This window comes from Zhongshania guokunii, assembly GCF_040892635.1.
In the GTDB taxonomy this organism is placed as follows: domain Bacteria; phylum Pseudomonadota; class Gammaproteobacteria; order Pseudomonadales; family Spongiibacteraceae; genus Spongiibacter; species Spongiibacter guokunii.
Genome location: NZ_JBFRYA010000016.1, coordinates 1 through 14,952, shown reverse-complemented (window position 1 = coordinate 14,952; position 14,952 = coordinate 1). Strand labels below are relative to the sequence as shown.

Sequence of the window (14,952 nt, the reverse complement as noted above, 5' to 3'; positions counted from 1 at the left end):
CTATGACCGAGATTATAGATCGACAGGAAATTGTCCCCGCGGGCTTCAATGGCGACCGCTTTGACCAAGTGGCCGCGCAGTTGTTCCCAGAGTACTCGCGCTCGCGCCTCCAGACCTGGATAAAAAGTGGCGAACTCACCGTTAATGGCGAGATTCAGCGAACTCGCGACAAAGTTTATGAAGACGATAAGCTAAATTTGCACGCCGAATTACAGTCCGAAGTGCGCTGGGAAGCCGAGAAAATTGAGCTTGATATCGTCTTTGAAGACGAACACGTTCTGGTTATTAATAAACCGGCGGGCTTAGTCGTGCACCCCGGCGCAGGTAACCCTGACGGCACGTTGTTGAATGCCCTGCTAAATCACTTCCCCGATATCGCTACCGTCCCGCGCGCGGGAATTGTTCACCGTCTCGATCGTGATACCACCGGCTTGATGATTGCCGCTAAAACCTTGGAAGCTCACACTAGCTTGGTTGCTCAGCTTCAGGCTAGGGAAGTACACCGCGAATACGATGCAGTGGTCTTTGGCACCATGACTGGTGGCGGCACGGTTGAAGAGCCCATGGGGCGTCATCCGCGCCAGCGCACTAAAATGGCAGTGAGTCAAATTGGTGGTAAAGAGGCGATTACTCATTATCGAGTGACGCGGCGCTATTTAAACCACACCCATATTCGCTGCTTTTTAGAAACCGGCCGCACCCACCAAATTCGGGTGCATATGGCGCATATTAAATATCCTTTGATTGGCGATCCGCTCTACGCTGGTCGGCCGCGTTTGCCTAAGGGCGCCAGTGAGGTGTTGATTACCCAGTTGCGCGGCTTTGGCCGTCAGGCGCTGCACGCGCGCCGGTTGGAACTAGAACACCCCATTTCCGGTGACACCATGTCTTGGGAAGTGCCGCTGCCAGAAGATATGAAAGCCTTGCTCGCTGTGCTGTCTACCGAGGATGTACGCTGAGTGTGGCTGACGCCTGATTGGCCGGCACCGGCGTCGGTGGTCGCGCTATCGACCACCCGAAGTGGTTTTGCGGGGTTTAAGGGCGTGAGTACGGGCCCGTATGAAGGCTTTAATCTTGGCGACCACGTTGCCGACAGCCCAGAAGCGGTGGCAGAAAATCGCGATCAGTTACTTGGCGCCTGCGCCGGTTTAGCGAGTATTGGCTGGCTGAATCAAGTGCATGGCACTGATGTTGTGACGCTGGCGCAATCGCGAGTCGCTGTGCCCAGTGCCGACGCCAGTATTTCCAATGTGGTGGGTTTGGGTTGTGGGGTGCTAACCGCCGACTGTGTGCCGGTACTGTTTTGCCGTCGCGATGGAACGCAAGTGGCCGCTGCTCACGCCGGTTGGCGGGGGCTGTGTGCTGGGGTCTTGGCGAACACTGTACAAGCGTTTAATTGTCCGACCAATGAGTTGTTGGCGTGGATTGGCCCCGCTATCTCCCAAGCTCACTTTGAGGTTGGCGTAGAGGTTTATCAGGCTTTTAAAACGGGTTTTGTGGGGCCAGAATCTGCCGATATTGACGCAGCATTTAAGCCCGTTGCGGCCAAATCGAGTCATTACCATGCTGATCTATACGCACTTGCTAAAGCACAATTGCACTCTCTTGGCGTGGGCTGGGTGGGTGGCGCGCAGCGCTGCACGTTTGCCGAGGCAGATGAGTTTTATTCCTTTCGTCGTGACGGCGTCACCGGTCGCCAATTAAGTTTGATCTATATCAAGTCCTAGGCTCTTAATCCCTCCTTAGCTAGTGTTTACCCCTATCTCATCTTGAAATTTGCATGCTGCTCCCCCATTTATAGAGCATGACAAGAGAAGGCATTCGCCTTCTAGTTACTGTTGTCGGAGAGCTCAAAATGCGAATAGATCGTTTTACTACTTCTTTGCAAGCTGCGGTTGCAGATGCTCAGTCACTGGCGCTGGGTAAAGACCATCAATACATTGAAGCCCTGCATTTACTGAGTGCCCTGCTCAAGCAGCAAGGTGGCAGTGCCAAGCCTTTGTTGACCCAAGCAGGCGCCAATATTCCCCTGCTAGAACAGAGTATAGCGGCGGCGCTGGAGCGTATGCCCACGGTACAGGGTGCTGCTGGTGATGTGCATATATCACCAGCTTTGGCACGTATTTTTAATGTTACTGACAAGCTCTCGCAGCAGCGCAAAGACAGCTATATTTCTAGCGAACTGGTGCTGTTGGCGATACTGGAATCGACTGACGAAGCCGCTAAGCTCTTGGCCGATAGCGGCGTTAAAAAAGGCGCGCTCAATGCGGCAATTGATAAAGTGCGCGGCGGCCAAGCGGTAGATGATGCCTCGGCCGAAGAGTCACGCCAAGCCTTAGATAAATACACCATTGATTTAACCGAACGCGCCGAGTCAGGAAAATTAGATCCAGTGATCGGCCGCGACGATGAAATTCGCCGAACTATTCAGGTTCTGCAGCGTAGAACCAAAAATAATCCAGTGCTGATTGGCGAACCTGGGGTTGGTAAAACCGCGATTGTTGAAGGTTTGGCGCAGCGCATAGTTAACGGCGAAGTGCCCGAGGGTTTAAAGAATAAGCGGGTTCTGTCTTTAGATTTGGGTGCACTGTTGGCCGGCGCAAAATTCCGTGGTGATTTTGAAGAGCGCTTAAAAGCCGTGCTCAACGAATTGTCTAAAGAAGAAGGCCGGGTGATTCTGTTTATCGACGAATTGCACACCATGGTCGGCGCCGGTAAAGCTGAAGGCGCTATGGACGCCGGCAATATGCTTAAGCCGGCTTTGGCACGGGGTGAACTGCACTGCGTAGGCGCAACAACGCTAAATGAGTATCGCCAATCTATTGAGAAAGACGCGGCGCTTGAGCGGCGCTTCCAAAAAGTCTTGGTAGAGGAGCCTTCTGAAGAAGACACCATCGCGATTTTGCGTGGCCTAAAAGAGCGCTACGAAGTGCATCACGGCGTCGATATTACTGACTCGGCGATTATCGCTGCTACTAAATTATCCCAGCGCTATATCACCGATCGGCAGTTACCCGATAAGGCGATTGACTTAATTGACGAAGCAGCCAGCCGCATTCGTATGGAAATTGATTCCAAGCCCGAGGTTATGGATAAGCTCGAGCGGCGCTTGATTCAATTGAAAATTCAGCGCGAGGCTGTCAAAAAAGACGACGATCTCGCCGCTCGTAAACAGCTGGAATTGCTGAATGCGGATATCACCAAGGTTGAAAAAGAATTTTCAGACCTGAATGAGATTTGGAAGGGTGAAAAGGCAGCGTTGCAAGGTTCGGCGCAAATTAAGGTGGATTTAGAGCAGGCCAAGCTTGAATTGGAAACCGCCCGCCGAGCAGGTGATTTAACCCGGATGTCTGAGCTGCAGTACGGCAAAATTCCCGAGCTGGAAAAGCAATTAGTCAGTGCCGATGCCGTGGATCACGGCACTATGCAATTGCTGCGCAATAAGGTTTCTGAAGAAGAAGTCGCCGAAGTCGTCTCGCGCTGGACCGGCATTCCGATTAGTAAAATGCTGGAAGGTGAGCGCGATAAACTGCTGCGCATGGAAGATGAGCTGCATCAGCGGGTAATTGGCCAGAGCGAGGCGGTAGAGGCCGTATCCAATGCCGTGCGTCGCAGTCGGGCCGGCTTAAGTGACCCCAATCGGCCGAACGGTTCCTTCTTGTTCTTGGGGCCAACAGGTGTTGGTAAAACGGAGCTGTGCAAAGCGCTGTCGATGTTCCTTTACGACAGCGAAGACGCCATGGTGCGCATCGATATGTCGGAGTTTATGGAGAAGCATTCGGTGGCTCGCTTAATCGGCGCGCCTCCGGGCTATGTCGGCTACGAAGAGGGCGGCTATCTCACCGAGGCGGTACGCCGCCGTCCATACTCATTGCTGTTATTGGATGAAGTAGAGAAGGCTCACCCCGATGTGTTTAATATTTTATTGCAGGTTTTGGATGACGGGCGTCTCACCGACGGTCAAGGTCGCACCGTCGATTTTCGCAATACCGTGATCGTGATGACCTCGAATCTTGGCTCCGACGTTATTCAGGACATGACCGTTGCCGGTAGCGAATACCCTAAAATTCGCGATGCGGTGCTCAATGTGGTGTCGGGGCATTTCCGTCCTGAATTTATTAACCGTATTGATGAATTGGTGGTGTTTGAGCCCTTAGATCGCACTCAGGTACAGGCCATTGCCGGTATTCAGTTGGGCATTTTAAATAGCCGTTTGGCTGACAGGGAGCTGCGCCTTGAAGTGAGCGATGAAGCCCTGGATCGCCTAGCTGATATTGGTTTTGATCCGGTATACGGCGCGCGGCCGCTCAAGCGAGCGATTCAGCAGCAATTTGAAAACCCCTTGGCGCAAAGCTTACTGAAAGGTGAGTTTGTTGCCGGCCAGGTAATCAATGCCACGGTCGAAGAGGGAGAGATTGTGTTTAAAGCACCGCGCTTACAGTGAGCGTTTCCACTTTTTGAATAAGCGCTTAGCAAAGTACTGATATGAGTCTAGGTGGAAATTCGTATTGATTTGGTGTTCAAGGTGATCTATGGGCGTGCCTGAGTCGTAAAGACGGGGCACAACCACTAATAACCGAGGTGCCACCATGAAATACCACACTCAGCGATCCCCACAGCGAGGGCTGCTGGCTCTATCTGTTCTTAGCGCAGCCATACTCAGCCAGTATGCGATGGCATCCAGCCACCGCGAAGCACCATTCATCGCCGGTTCGCCTAAAGTCGATGGCACCGATTTCTATATGTTCCGCAGCTATGAAGCGGATCGCGGTGATTATGTAACCCTGATTGCCAACTACCAGCCCCTGCAAGACGCCTACGGCGGTCCCAACTACTTTACTATGGACCCGACCGCCCTTTATGAAATACATATCGACAATAATGGCGATGCAGTAGAAGACCTTACGTTTCAATTTAAATTTAACAATGCCTACGGCCAGGCCAATGCTGCCGGTTTAATCACCGATGGTGAAATTGAAACAGGCAACGGCGGTGTGCAAGTGCCGTTGGCTGCGGTGGGCGGCGGCAGTGGCACTACCCCTGGCTTTTTGAATGTGGTCGAAACCTATTCAGTGAATGTGGTTAGCGGTGATCGCCGCAGCGGAACGAGCAGCGCAGTGAGTATGGCGGGCGGTGGCACTACCTTCACCAAGCCAGTTGATAATATCGGTACTAAAACGATTCCCGATTACGCAGGCTACGCCGCGCAGTATGTGTACGATATTAGTGTGCCGGGTTGCACTGGCCAAGGCCGTTTGTTTGTTGGTCAGCGCCGCGAAGGCTTTGTGGTGAATTTGGGTGAGATTTTCGACCAAGTAAACTTGAATCCTCTGGGCGCGCGCGATTCCCGCAGCAATACCATTGCCAATAAAAATGTAACCTCCTTGGCTTTAGAGCTGCCCATTAGCTGCTTAACAGCTGGCGGTGATCCGGTTATTGGTGCCTGGACTACGGCGAGCAAACGTCAAGGCCGGATACTGAATCCTAATCCAGCTGGCCCAGTGGCTGGCGATGCGGGTCAAGGCCCAAGTGTTGAAGGCGGTGCGTGGACTCAGGTATCTCGCCTCGGTAGCCCGCTGGTTAATGAGGTGGTAATCGGTATTACCGACAAAGACAAATTCAATGCCAGCGAGCCGAAAGACGACGTAGCGAATTTTGCCAGCTATGTGCTGTACCCAACGCTGCCAACCTTGGTCGAAGTGCTGTTTGGCGTGCCTGCACCGATGCCGGAAGGCGGTCGGACTGACTTGCTAGCGGCCTTTGTAACCGGTGTGAGCACCGGTGCTAGCGATACTCCCGCTAACTTTAAATTTACCGCGCCGGCAAATTTAACAACACCGGGTGAAATGCTGCGCATGAACACTGCTATTGGTGCCGTGGTGCCGGGCGCCGAGGGTTACAGTGATTTAGGCTTCTTGGGCTGCGATTTAGCAGGCTTCCCCAATGGTCGTCGCGTAACAGACGACGTTGTTGATATTGCACTGACAGTAGCCGAAGGCGCTTTATTGGGCGCTAATGGTTTGCAAACCTGCGATCTTAGCGGTGACTCGCCAGCGGTGGCGAATCCTGGCGCAGTGGTAAACGACGGTGCCAAGCCTAATCCCGCTGAGTACTCAACGAGCTTCCCGTATTTGGCTACGCCTATTGCTGGCGCAGTCTCTGCCAATTAAGAGGAGCTAGCCATGAATACGATGCTGAAATGCAGTCTCGCTCTTGCCGTTGTGGCAGGCCTTTCCGCCTGTAATGACAGTGATAGTAAATACGACGGTCAGGGAAAAGTTGGTGGCAATGCTGAGCAGAGCTTTAGCCAATTGCTGACTTCGGTGTTTTTGCGTGATGCCAATGCCGACCCCGTTGCGATTAATGACGCGAATGTCACTGAGGATTTCGATCCTCAGGCGATTGCCGATTTATCAGCAGCTAATTAAGACCATGGCGCGAGTGAATACTTTGCGGTTTACAAATAATACTCGCGCCATACTCCCCCTGTTAATGGGGTTTATTCTTGGGCCTGGTTTATCGCTAGTAGCCAGTGCGTTAACGGGGCCTCCGGTCACTCATCCTACTCGTGATGAACAGACAGTTTTTACTATTACCAAGCAAGCGACTCCCCAAAATACCCTACAGAACTCCTTGTTAGCGACGACTCCAGAGCAGCACATTGCCCGCGCCAGGCAGGCCTTGTTGGATTTTCAGCGTAGCGCTAATCCGCGCTTGCTAGGCGATGCGCAGCGTGAGCTGGCAGGGGTGTCAGCTGAGGATTACACCCCTGATTTCTACCTTTACCGCGCGTCCTTACGACAAAGCTTGCATCAGTTTTCAGCTGCTGTCGCTGACCTTGCGGTGCTAAGTAAGTTACAGCCAAATAATTTCCACGCGCAGATGATGCGCTTCAATATTGCCTTCGTTAGTGGCGATACGGTCGTTGCGGATTTGGCCTGCGATAAACTGGCGAACGCGAGCAAAGACCTTTACGCGGCGAGTTGCCGACAATTGTTGCGAGCGGCCGCTACTGAAAATGTAGTGGAGGCGGAAGCCGCATACCATGAGTTAAAAACCGCCATGGCCAAGGCTGGGCCCTTGGCCGACCGCCAAGCGCTAAGCTGGGCGAGCGGCAGTTTGGCCGATATCGCTGAGCGTGCAGGCCGTGATGATGCCGCGCAGCTGTGGCAATTGGTGCTCAGTATGAACCCCTATGACGTGTATGCTAGGGCGCGCTTGGCGGCGCTAAAGTTAGCGACCAACAACAATGCTGCCGTTTTGGCATTAACCGGTCAGTATTTGGCGGTGGACTCACTTGCGGTGCTGCATGCCATTGCCGCGCGCAGGCAAGGCGGTGGTGAGCAGCTTATTAGTGTGTTGCGTGAGCGTTTTAATGAGGCGCTGTGGCGGGGTGAGGTCTTACATAAGCGCGCTTACGCCCAGTTTTTATTAGATATAGAATCGAAACCCGCAGCGGCGCTGTTGTGGGCGCAAAACAATTGGCAGGAGCAGCGAGAGTGGCCAGATACTCAGTTATTAATACGGGCCAGGCGCGCCGCAGCACAAGCGGAAAATAGTCAATGATCCGATTGCTGCTGTTGGTTTTTAGTCTGTGGTTTTCGCTGAGCGCCCACGCCCACAAAGCCAGTGATAGTTTTATTTATGTGTATGCAGACAAGATCCGCCTAGATATTGCGCTGGAAGATATGCAGCGTTTGCAGAGTTTTGATCTTAATGGCGATAGTCTGCTTACTTGGGGCGAGTTGCGGGCGGGGGAGTCGCAGTTCCGCGCGCTGCTTAGGGAAACAGTTCGCCTCAAACGTCGCGGCGGCGATTGCCCTATATTATTTCGCTTAGACGGCCTAAGTGAGCACAGCGATGGTAGTTACGCCGCTTGGTCGCTAGATGCCGCCTGTTTGCACGAAACCGACGAACTAACGCTATCGTACTCGCTATTATTTGATGTTGATCCTCTGCATCGTGCCCTTGTGGCGGTAAATGTTGGCGAGGGTAAAACCCTGTTGTCGTCAGATTTAGTACAAAGCGATGAACATGTGCAATTAAGTGTGCTGTCGCCGACCAGCCCGCAGCTGGTGTTGGGCAATGTCACGGCGTGGACCACCGCCCTTAAATTTAGCAAAGAGGGCGCAATTCATTTAGCGCTAGGTTATGACCATCTGATGTTTTTGCTTGCACTGCTGCTACCGGTAACTCGACAGCGCGACAAAACGCCGCTGCGAACGGTGTGTGCTGAGGTAGTGGGTATCGTCACTATGTTTACCTTGGCGCACAGCCTAACCTTGGTCAGTGCAAGCTTGGGTTGGTTTAATCTGCCCTCGCGGCCTGTGGAGATTGGTATTGCCCTGTCGATCAGTTTCGCTGCCCTATTGGTGCTGTTCAATGTAAGTGCGGTATTTCAGCGGCGCTTGGCGATGAGCGTGGGTTTGCTCCACGGTTTTGGTTTTGCAGGGGTGCTGGCGGGCATGCTGTCGGCTAGCCCTATGAAGCTTGTCGCATTGGGAAGCTTTAATCTTGGTATCGAGCTGGCTCAGTTGGCGGTGGTGCTAGTGGTGCTCCCGCTGCTGTATTACTTGGCGGCGAGTCAGTTCTATCAGCGCCGCCTGTTACCACTTACCGCCATAGTCTTGGCGGCGTGCGGGGTGTTTATGGCGTGGCAGCGTTTTTAGTAGCTAGGCTTAGTTGCAGTGCACGTTAATGACTTCCTGGGCGCGATTTTTCTGCTCGTTTATTTCTTCGCTATTTAAAAACCGGCTGCTGCCATCGGCATTGCTAATTCGAATGCGGGTGCCATTGGTGGCGAGGGATTGCATATTCGCCTTGGCCTTAGTGCAAAGCTCAGGGTTTTTAGGCGGAAGCACTTCCATCTTCTCTGGTAGCGCTTCGCTTGCTGCGGCAACCTTGTCGGTGCTGCTGTCAGTGTCACTAACACTCACGTCGCTGTCTAAGCTTGCGCTGCTCGAGGTTCTAATGAATGTCGATTCGCGGCCATTTGGTGGCTTTTGGGTGAAATGCGTTTTGCCTTCGTCATCGCTCCATCGGTAGTAGCCTTTTTTGTCAGCATGGCTATTGAGGCTAGTGCATAATAGGGCGGCGCAAAGGCCTGAGATCAGTATGGTCTTATTCATAGCGTGTTGGTGCCGTAAAGATAAGTTATAAGGATTATGGCAGATTATTAGCGCTTAAGAAAAACAGTCGCTAATTTCTGTGGCCGACTGCGCTGATTTAAGCGGAATACTTGCTAATCCCGTGAATTTACGGGAAATTTGGTATTGACATAAGCGGCCATAGGTTAAAAAATACGCAGTCTATCTTTGCGATAGCAAATGGCTGTTTTCCGCGCCGCTTACCTGCGGCCAAAGTACAGAGTGCGACTCATCGTGTTGCACGGCTACAACAGTAGTTCCATTCACTCTGCAGACACATGACCTGTGTTGCGAGATTGCCCGCACCGCGTTATCCCGCGTTGCATATAAGCGCTGCTCAGCAGCATTTTGGCGTTTCGCCCGGACTTCAGCCGTGTCGGCTGGGACCGGTGGTAATGTGTTTCGACATCTTTGTTCTTGTTAATCGAGTTTCGGGCGTGTTGCTCGGGCTATTTTTTTACAAGTTTTTGCGTATTCAAACTGAATCGAGGGTATTTCAGTGGAATTGTTATCTGGCGGCGAAATGATCGCACGCGCCATGGAAGACGAGGGTGTAGAGTTCATCTTCGGCTACCCAGGTGGTGCCGTACTGCATATTTACGATGCTTTATTTAAAAGCTGCAAGGTGCCGCATATTCTTGTGCGTCACGAACAAGCGGCGACCCACGCGGCAGACGGCTATGCTCGCGCTACCGGCAAGCCTGGCGTGGTGTTGGTTACTTCTGGCCCAGGCGCAACCAATGCCATAACCGGCATTGCCACCGCGTATATGGACTCCATCCCAATGGTGGTCTTGTCAGGTCAGGTCATGAGTCACTTGATTGGCGAAGACGCTTTTCAGGAAACTGATATGCTGGGTATTTCTCGGCCTATCGTTAAACACAGTTTTCAGGTAACTCGCACTGAGGATATTCCTGAGATCATCAAAAAGGCCTTCTACATTGCCACGACTGGCCGTCCCGGTCCGGTGGTTATCGACCTGCCTAAGGATTTAACCAATCCCCACGACAAATTCGAATACAACTACCCCAAAAAGGTAAAGCTGCGCTCCTACACGCCAGCGACTCGCGGTCACTCTGGGCAAATTAAAAAGGCAGCCAGTTTGTTGCTGTCGGCTAAACGTCCGATCATCTACGCCGGTGGCGGTGTCGTACAGGGCAATGCCTCTGAGCAATTGCGGGTATTAGCGCGGGAACTGAATTTCCCAGTTACCCACACCTTGATGGGCTTGGGTGCTTACCCTGCCAGCGACCGCCAGTTTGTCGGCATGCTGGGGATGCACGGCTTTTACGAAGCCAATAACGCCATGCACCACAGCGATGTGATCTTGGCGGTTGGCGCGCGTTTTGACGACCGCGTTACCAACACCACCGGTAAATTCTGCCCCGGCGCCAAAATTGTTCATATCGACATTGACCCCGCGGCAATCTCTAAAACTATCGCGGCCGACGTGCCGATTGTTGGCCCGGTAGACTCGGTGTTGAATGATCTGCTGGCGGTGATTCACGAAATGCGTGCTGCCGATACCAGCCTGCCAGACAAAGATGCACTGCAGCACTGGTGGAATCAAATCGACGAGTGGCGTGACACTCATGGCCTGTGGGTTCGCCCTCAGTACGACACCACCACGCCGTTTATTAAACCCCAGCAGGTTATTGAAACCCTGTGCAAGGTAACTCACGGGAAGGCTTACGTTGCCTCAGATGTTGGTCAACACCAGATGTTTGCCGCGCAGTACTACAAGTTTGATGAGCCGCGGCGCTGGTTGAACTCTGGCGGCCTCGGCACCATGGGCTTTGGCCTGCCCGCAGCGATGGGCGCCAAACTGGCCTTCCCAGACGCAGACGTTGCCTGTGTTACTGGCGAGGGCAGTATTCAGATGAATATTCAGGAACTGTCGACCTGCGCCCAATACAATATTCCAGTGAAAATAATCAGCTTGTATAACGGCTACCTGGGTATGGTTAAACAGTGGCAGGACATGCAATACGATGGCCGCTACTCGGAAAGTGTTTACGAAAACTCGCTGCCTAACTTTGTGAAACTGGCCGAAGCCTATGGTCATGTCGGTATCAAAGTTACCCAGTTGAGTGATTTGGAAGAGGCAATGAAAGAAGCCTTTGCCCGTAAAAACGATCTGGTGTTTATGGATATTCACGTAGATCCACACGAGCATGTATACCCAATGCATATCGCCCCTAACGGCAGCATGCGCGATATGTGGCTGAGCAAAACGGAGCGGACCTAAAATGATGCGACACATAATTTCGGTATTGTTGGAAAATGAGCCGGGTGCCCTGTCGCGGGTGGTGGGTTTATTCTCACAGCGCGGTTACAACATTGAGACGCTCAACGTTGCACCCACAGAAGATCCGACTCTTTCGCGCTTAACCTTAACTACGATTGGCGACGACCACAAAATTGAACAGATCACCAAACACCTCAATCGCCTGATTGACGTTGTTAAATTGGTAGACCTGTCTGAAGGTGCTCACATTGAGCGTGAACTTATGTTGGTTAAAGTGCGTGCCACCGGTGCCCAGCGCGCCGAAATCAAGCGCTGCACCGATATCTTTCGCGGTCAGATCGTCGACGTCGGCCCCAGTGTGTACACCATTCAGGTGACTGGCGCAGCTGACAAGCTCGACTCCTTCCTAGAAGCCGTTGGTGAAGCGGCGATCATGGAAGTGGTGCGTAGCGGTGTTTCGGGTATTGCGCGTGGTGAGAAAATATTGAGTCTGTAATTAGGGCTCGAGTGATTGACGAGGCGCCTGCGGGCGCCTTTTTTTTTGCGGGATTTTGGTGGGTAAGCTGATTAATTAATGCACTTGGGTTTATTTTGCTACTTATATTAGTTAAATTATTTAGCGCTAATTATTGAACTTTAGAAGTTAGTAGGTCAGTAATTGAGGCATAAACTGTAGATTTAGATACCGTTTTAATTAAAGTGCGATATTAATCTGGTTGGCGGGTCCTTGCAGGAATCACTTTGTATACTAGCGTAAATTTTAAAATGAAAGGGAAATGAAATGGATCTTCAGATGAAGAAAGTCAATGTCGTGCGCCTTAAATCACTTGCCGTTGGCCTCATGTCGGTAAGCACGCTGTCGGGGTGTTTTAGTGACAGCAAAGCGAAATCGCCTGCAGTAGTAGAAACCAGTACGTTTAGAGTACAAATGGTTGACCAAAGCGGTACACGTTTAAGTACGGGCAGCATCAAAATCGTTGATGCCGTGGGTAGCGAAGGCGATGCGCCACGTTTTTCCTTAGCATCAGATAATAAGTCCAAAACGGAATATAGCGTTGTTGATGATGCCGTTGCAGGCACGGGCGGGGTAATCGATCTTAACTTGTTGTCGTCGTCGTCGCTAATTAGTGATGACCCATTAGATGTTGTTTTTGTCGGTTCAGCGCCAAATTTTGTATCCAGTAGCTCTTTGCAAAGCATTACCGCTCCGGGTGATTACCTTATAACGATCACCTTGACCGCAATAAACTCTCCAGCGTCTGTTCCTGTTGCAAGTCAATCTACTACTGGCAGTGCAACGTCAGCTGGCGGCGTGACTAATACGGTAGCCGATATTTCCAGTAGTACGGTTACACGAGCTGCTGATAGCGTTAGCAATACTGCCGCTGTAAAAGGCTCTACAGCTGTAACCGTTCCTGCTGGTACGCAATTAAAAACAAGCAATGGCGCGCCGGCGGCTCCTGGCGAACTTACGTTAACGGTCGTGCATTTTGATAATGATACTGGTGCGGATGTCGATCCCGATTTTGTGCCGTCGAACGGCTCATTGGCACTGTTCCCCGGCGGCTTGGATACAACGATCGAGGACGATGATCCGAGTACGCCCGAATCAGGCTCGTTTTCATCGGCAGGTTTTGCGGCGATTGAGTTGCGCGATTCCAATGGTGATTTAATTACTGAATTCAGCGGTAATCCCGTTTCAATTGAAATTACTATACCCGCAGGCACTCCATTTCCTGAAGGTGCAACTGGAGCGGGGTTGGTTGATACAGCACCTGTCGGCACTGTCAACGCTGGCGATACTGTACCCGTATGGACATACAACGAATTGACGGGTAAGTGGAAGCCTCAATTAGATCCAGATACAGGTTTGCCGATCATCGCGACGGTTGAAAGTAAGCCCGACAGCACCTTATTTGTTTCTTTTGAAACCGATCATCTAACGTATTTTAATCTGGATTACTGGTATAACTACTGTAATTCGAGTGTTTATGCTCCTGCGAGCTTTAATGTCATTGACGCCGCTGGTCAGCCTAATACGCGGCAGTTCTCTCTGTCGTACTACCAAAGTAGCGGTGGTTGGGCGCGGACTAAACGCGCATATTCTTTGGACACATTCTCTTCGGTTGATGTGTACCGAGCACCGAACTTCCCAGTGGTGTTTGAACTTAAAGAAGGCAGCGAGAGCCTGATAGCGACTTTTGAGCCAGCCGCTGGCGACCCGATACTGTCTCAAAACGGTAAGCTTTCGCTGAGTAATATCTGTGAATTGGACGGTGGGACGATAAAGTTGGGTAAAACTAACCCCGGCGCCCCCACAAATATTCCCGTTGATTTTACTGTAGTTAATTCGTGTAGTGATATTCCTAGTGAATTTATTGCAGTTAGTGATGCAACCGCATTTGTAACTGGTGGTGACAGTAGTGTAGTAAATGTTCCTTTGGGGGCGTCGACAGGTACTGGTACTACAAACTTAAGTTCTAATGTGGCCTTTATTTTCTCTGCGACGGCAGATGGGAGTACAAATTCAACGCCGACCTTTACGCCCGCGCAAGTGAGTGACAGTGGTGTTCGCTTAGTGCTTGGTAGCCAAACATGCTCAACAGCTACAGGTGGTACCGGTGCTACAGGTAGTACAGGTTCAACATTGTAGTCAGATAAGCAATAATGTGATGAAGTGTAAAGAGGGCGATTAATAACCGCCCTTTTTTTGTCGTGCTATAAATAGACAGTAGTCTATGGGAAATAATAAACCTTAAAGGTATGACTATGACCAGCCAGAAAAAAACACTCGATCAGGTACTCGCCGAGCAGCGGGAATACAATGCCAAGCGCGCCAGTGGTTACCGAGAAAAGGCCTTAAAGCTATACCCGTGGACCTGTGGGCGCTGCGCACGTGACTTTGAACGTAAAGGTTTGTCGGAGTTGACGGTTCACCATGTAGATCACAATCACGACAACAACCCCGCTGATGGCAGTAATTGGGAGCTATTGTGTATTTACTGCCATGACGAAGAACATACAAAATATGAAAATTTGGTACGCTATGGCAGTACCAGTGAGAAAAAGGTGAAGGCCGCTACGTTCAACCCTTTTGCTGATTTAAAGGCGAAGCTGGAAGGTAAAGAATAATCTGCAGCTACGGCTAAATTTAAGAATACCGCGGTTATAGCGGGCGGTGTTTAAACCGCCGCGGCTATACAGGGCTTTACCGTCGTTTGGGCATCTTGCAGTGTTTTATGCGCAAATGGCTTGTTGTGGCCAACAATGCCCAGTAGCTCACATATTGAGCCGCAAATTTCGGTTTGCTTTGGTGCCGCGTCGGGGCGGTGTGAAAAGCCCGCGCCGATCACAAATAGTGGAATGTCGCGCTCTTCTGGGAGGGTGCCACCGTGGCTCTTATCAGCGTTCATGCCGTGGTCAGAGGTGATCAATACTCCCCCTGTGTCAGGCTAGTTGTCGCTTCTAATTTTCAGTTAGAGGCAGTAAATGATGAAAGCAAGATTTACCCAATCGTTCAAAATTCAAGCAGTGAAGAAGGCCTTCAGTCGCAGCAGC

General features: G+C 51.5%; 13 protein-coding genes. 11 read left to right on the top strand and 2 right to left on the bottom strand.

Annotation, left to right across the window (positions count from 1 at the left end; all coding sequences use genetic code 11):
* Positions 1-2 precede the first annotated feature (2 nt).
* From rluD to AB4876_RS15680, 7 genes are all read left to right on the top strand, one after another.
* Positions 3-959 carry a 23S rRNA pseudouridine(1911/1915/1917) synthase RluD gene (rluD, locus tag AB4876_RS15710; protein WP_368382700.1) on the top strand — a complete coding sequence of 319 codons (957 nt, stop codon included), beginning with the start codon at positions 3-5 and terminating at the stop codon, positions 957-959.
* Positions 960-1,727 (top strand): peptidoglycan editing factor PgeF, encoded by a 768-nt coding sequence (pgeF, locus tag AB4876_RS15705; RefSeq protein WP_368382699.1) that lies wholly within the window; start codon positions 960-962, stop codon positions 1,725-1,727. It begins immediately after the preceding gene.
* Positions 1,728-1,855: 128 nt separating this feature from the next.
* Positions 1,856-4,444 carry an ATP-dependent chaperone ClpB gene (gene clpB / locus AB4876_RS15700; RefSeq protein ID WP_368382698.1) on the top strand — a complete coding sequence of 863 codons (2,589 nt, stop codon included), beginning with the start codon at positions 1,856-1,858 and terminating at the stop codon, positions 4,442-4,444.
* Between the two features lie 145 nt (positions 4,445-4,589).
* Positions 4,590-6,170 (top strand): DUF4331 domain-containing protein, encoded by a 1,581-nt coding sequence (locus AB4876_RS15695; RefSeq protein WP_368382697.1) that lies wholly within the window; start codon positions 4,590-4,592, stop codon positions 6,168-6,170.
* 12 nt (positions 6,171-6,182) lie between these two features.
* The gene (locus AB4876_RS15690) at positions 6,183-6,428 is read left to right on the top strand and encodes a hypothetical protein (protein WP_368382696.1); all 246 of its coding nucleotides are present in this window, start codon (positions 6,183-6,185) and stop codon (positions 6,426-6,428) included.
* 22 nt (positions 6,429-6,450) lie between these two features.
* The gene (locus tag AB4876_RS15685; RefSeq protein ID WP_368382695.1) at positions 6,451-7,566 is read left to right on the top strand and encodes a tetratricopeptide repeat protein; all 1,116 of its coding nucleotides are present in this window, start codon (positions 6,451-6,453) and stop codon (positions 7,564-7,566) included.
* A complete protein-coding gene (locus tag AB4876_RS15680) occupies positions 7,563-8,669 on the top strand; it encodes a HupE/UreJ family protein (protein ID WP_368382694.1) in 1,107 nt (368 codons plus the stop codon). Before AB4876_RS15685 ends, AB4876_RS15680 begins: the two co-directional genes overlap by 4 nt.
* 9 nt (positions 8,670-8,678) lie before the next feature.
* Here the strand turns inward: AB4876_RS15680 and AB4876_RS15675 are convergent, their stop codons facing one another.
* Positions 8,679-9,128, bottom strand: a complete 450-nt coding sequence (locus tag AB4876_RS15675; RefSeq protein ID WP_368382693.1) for a DUF4124 domain-containing protein — start codon at positions 9,126-9,128, stop codon at positions 8,679-8,681.
* 517 nt (positions 9,129-9,645) lie between these two features.
* On the opposite strand from AB4876_RS15675, the gene AB4876_RS15670 reads away from it, so the two are divergent.
* The 4 genes from AB4876_RS15670 to AB4876_RS15655 all read left to right on the top strand — a co-directional run bounded on the left by AB4876_RS15670 (position 9,646) and on the right by AB4876_RS15655 (position 14,526).
* Positions 9,646-11,394 carry an acetolactate synthase 3 large subunit gene (locus tag AB4876_RS15670; protein ID WP_368382692.1) on the top strand — a complete coding sequence of 583 codons (1,749 nt, stop codon included), beginning with the start codon at positions 9,646-9,648 and terminating at the stop codon, positions 11,392-11,394.
* A 4-nt stretch (positions 11,395-11,398) separates the two neighbouring features.
* Positions 11,399-11,890 (top strand): acetolactate synthase small subunit, encoded by a 492-nt coding sequence (gene ilvN, locus AB4876_RS15665; RefSeq protein WP_008251432.1) that lies wholly within the window; start codon positions 11,399-11,401, stop codon positions 11,888-11,890.
* 285 nt (positions 11,891-12,175) lie between these two features.
* Positions 12,176-14,047 (top strand): hypothetical protein, encoded by a 1,872-nt coding sequence (locus AB4876_RS15660; protein WP_368382691.1) that lies wholly within the window; start codon positions 12,176-12,178, stop codon positions 14,045-14,047.
* Between the two features lie 116 nt (positions 14,048-14,163).
* Positions 14,164-14,526 carry a YajD family HNH nuclease gene (locus AB4876_RS15655; RefSeq protein WP_368382690.1) on the top strand — a complete coding sequence of 121 codons (363 nt, stop codon included), beginning with the start codon at positions 14,164-14,166 and terminating at the stop codon, positions 14,524-14,526.
* A gap of 50 nt (positions 14,527-14,576) precedes the next feature.
* On the opposite strand, the gene AB4876_RS15650 is transcribed toward AB4876_RS15655, so the two are convergent.
* Positions 14,577-14,828 (bottom strand): alkaline phosphatase family protein, encoded by a 252-nt coding sequence (locus tag AB4876_RS15650; protein ID WP_368382689.1) that lies wholly within the window; start codon positions 14,826-14,828, stop codon positions 14,577-14,579.
* Between the last annotated feature and the right edge of the window lie 124 nt (positions 14,829-14,952).

Coding starts and splice junctions, on each gene's coding strand:
- AB4876_RS15680 (WP_368382694.1), top strand. CDS start 7,563: ATGATCCGATTGCTGCTGTTGGTTTTTAGTCTGTGGTTTTCGCTGAGC.
- AB4876_RS15690 (WP_368382696.1), top strand. CDS start 6,183: ATGAATACGATGCTGAAATGCAGTCTCGCTCTTGCCGTTGTGGCAGGC.
- AB4876_RS15675 (WP_368382693.1), bottom strand. CDS start 9,128: ATGAATAAGACCATACTGATCTCAGGCCTTTGCGCCGCCCTATTATGC.
- AB4876_RS15660 (WP_368382691.1), top strand. CDS start 12,176: ATGGATCTTCAGATGAAGAAAGTCAATGTCGTGCGCCTTAAATCACTT.
- rluD (WP_368382700.1), top strand. CDS start 3: ATGACCGAGATTATAGATCGACAGGAAATTGTCCCCGCGGGCTTCAAT.
- AB4876_RS15695 (WP_368382697.1), top strand. CDS start 4,590: ATGAAATACCACACTCAGCGATCCCCACAGCGAGGGCTGCTGGCTCTA.
- AB4876_RS15655 (WP_368382690.1), top strand. CDS start 14,164: ATGACCAGCCAGAAAAAAACACTCGATCAGGTACTCGCCGAGCAGCGG.
- ilvN (WP_008251432.1), top strand. CDS start 11,399: ATGCGACACATAATTTCGGTATTGTTGGAAAATGAGCCGGGTGCCCTG.
- clpB (WP_368382698.1), top strand. CDS start 1,856: ATGCGAATAGATCGTTTTACTACTTCTTTGCAAGCTGCGGTTGCAGAT.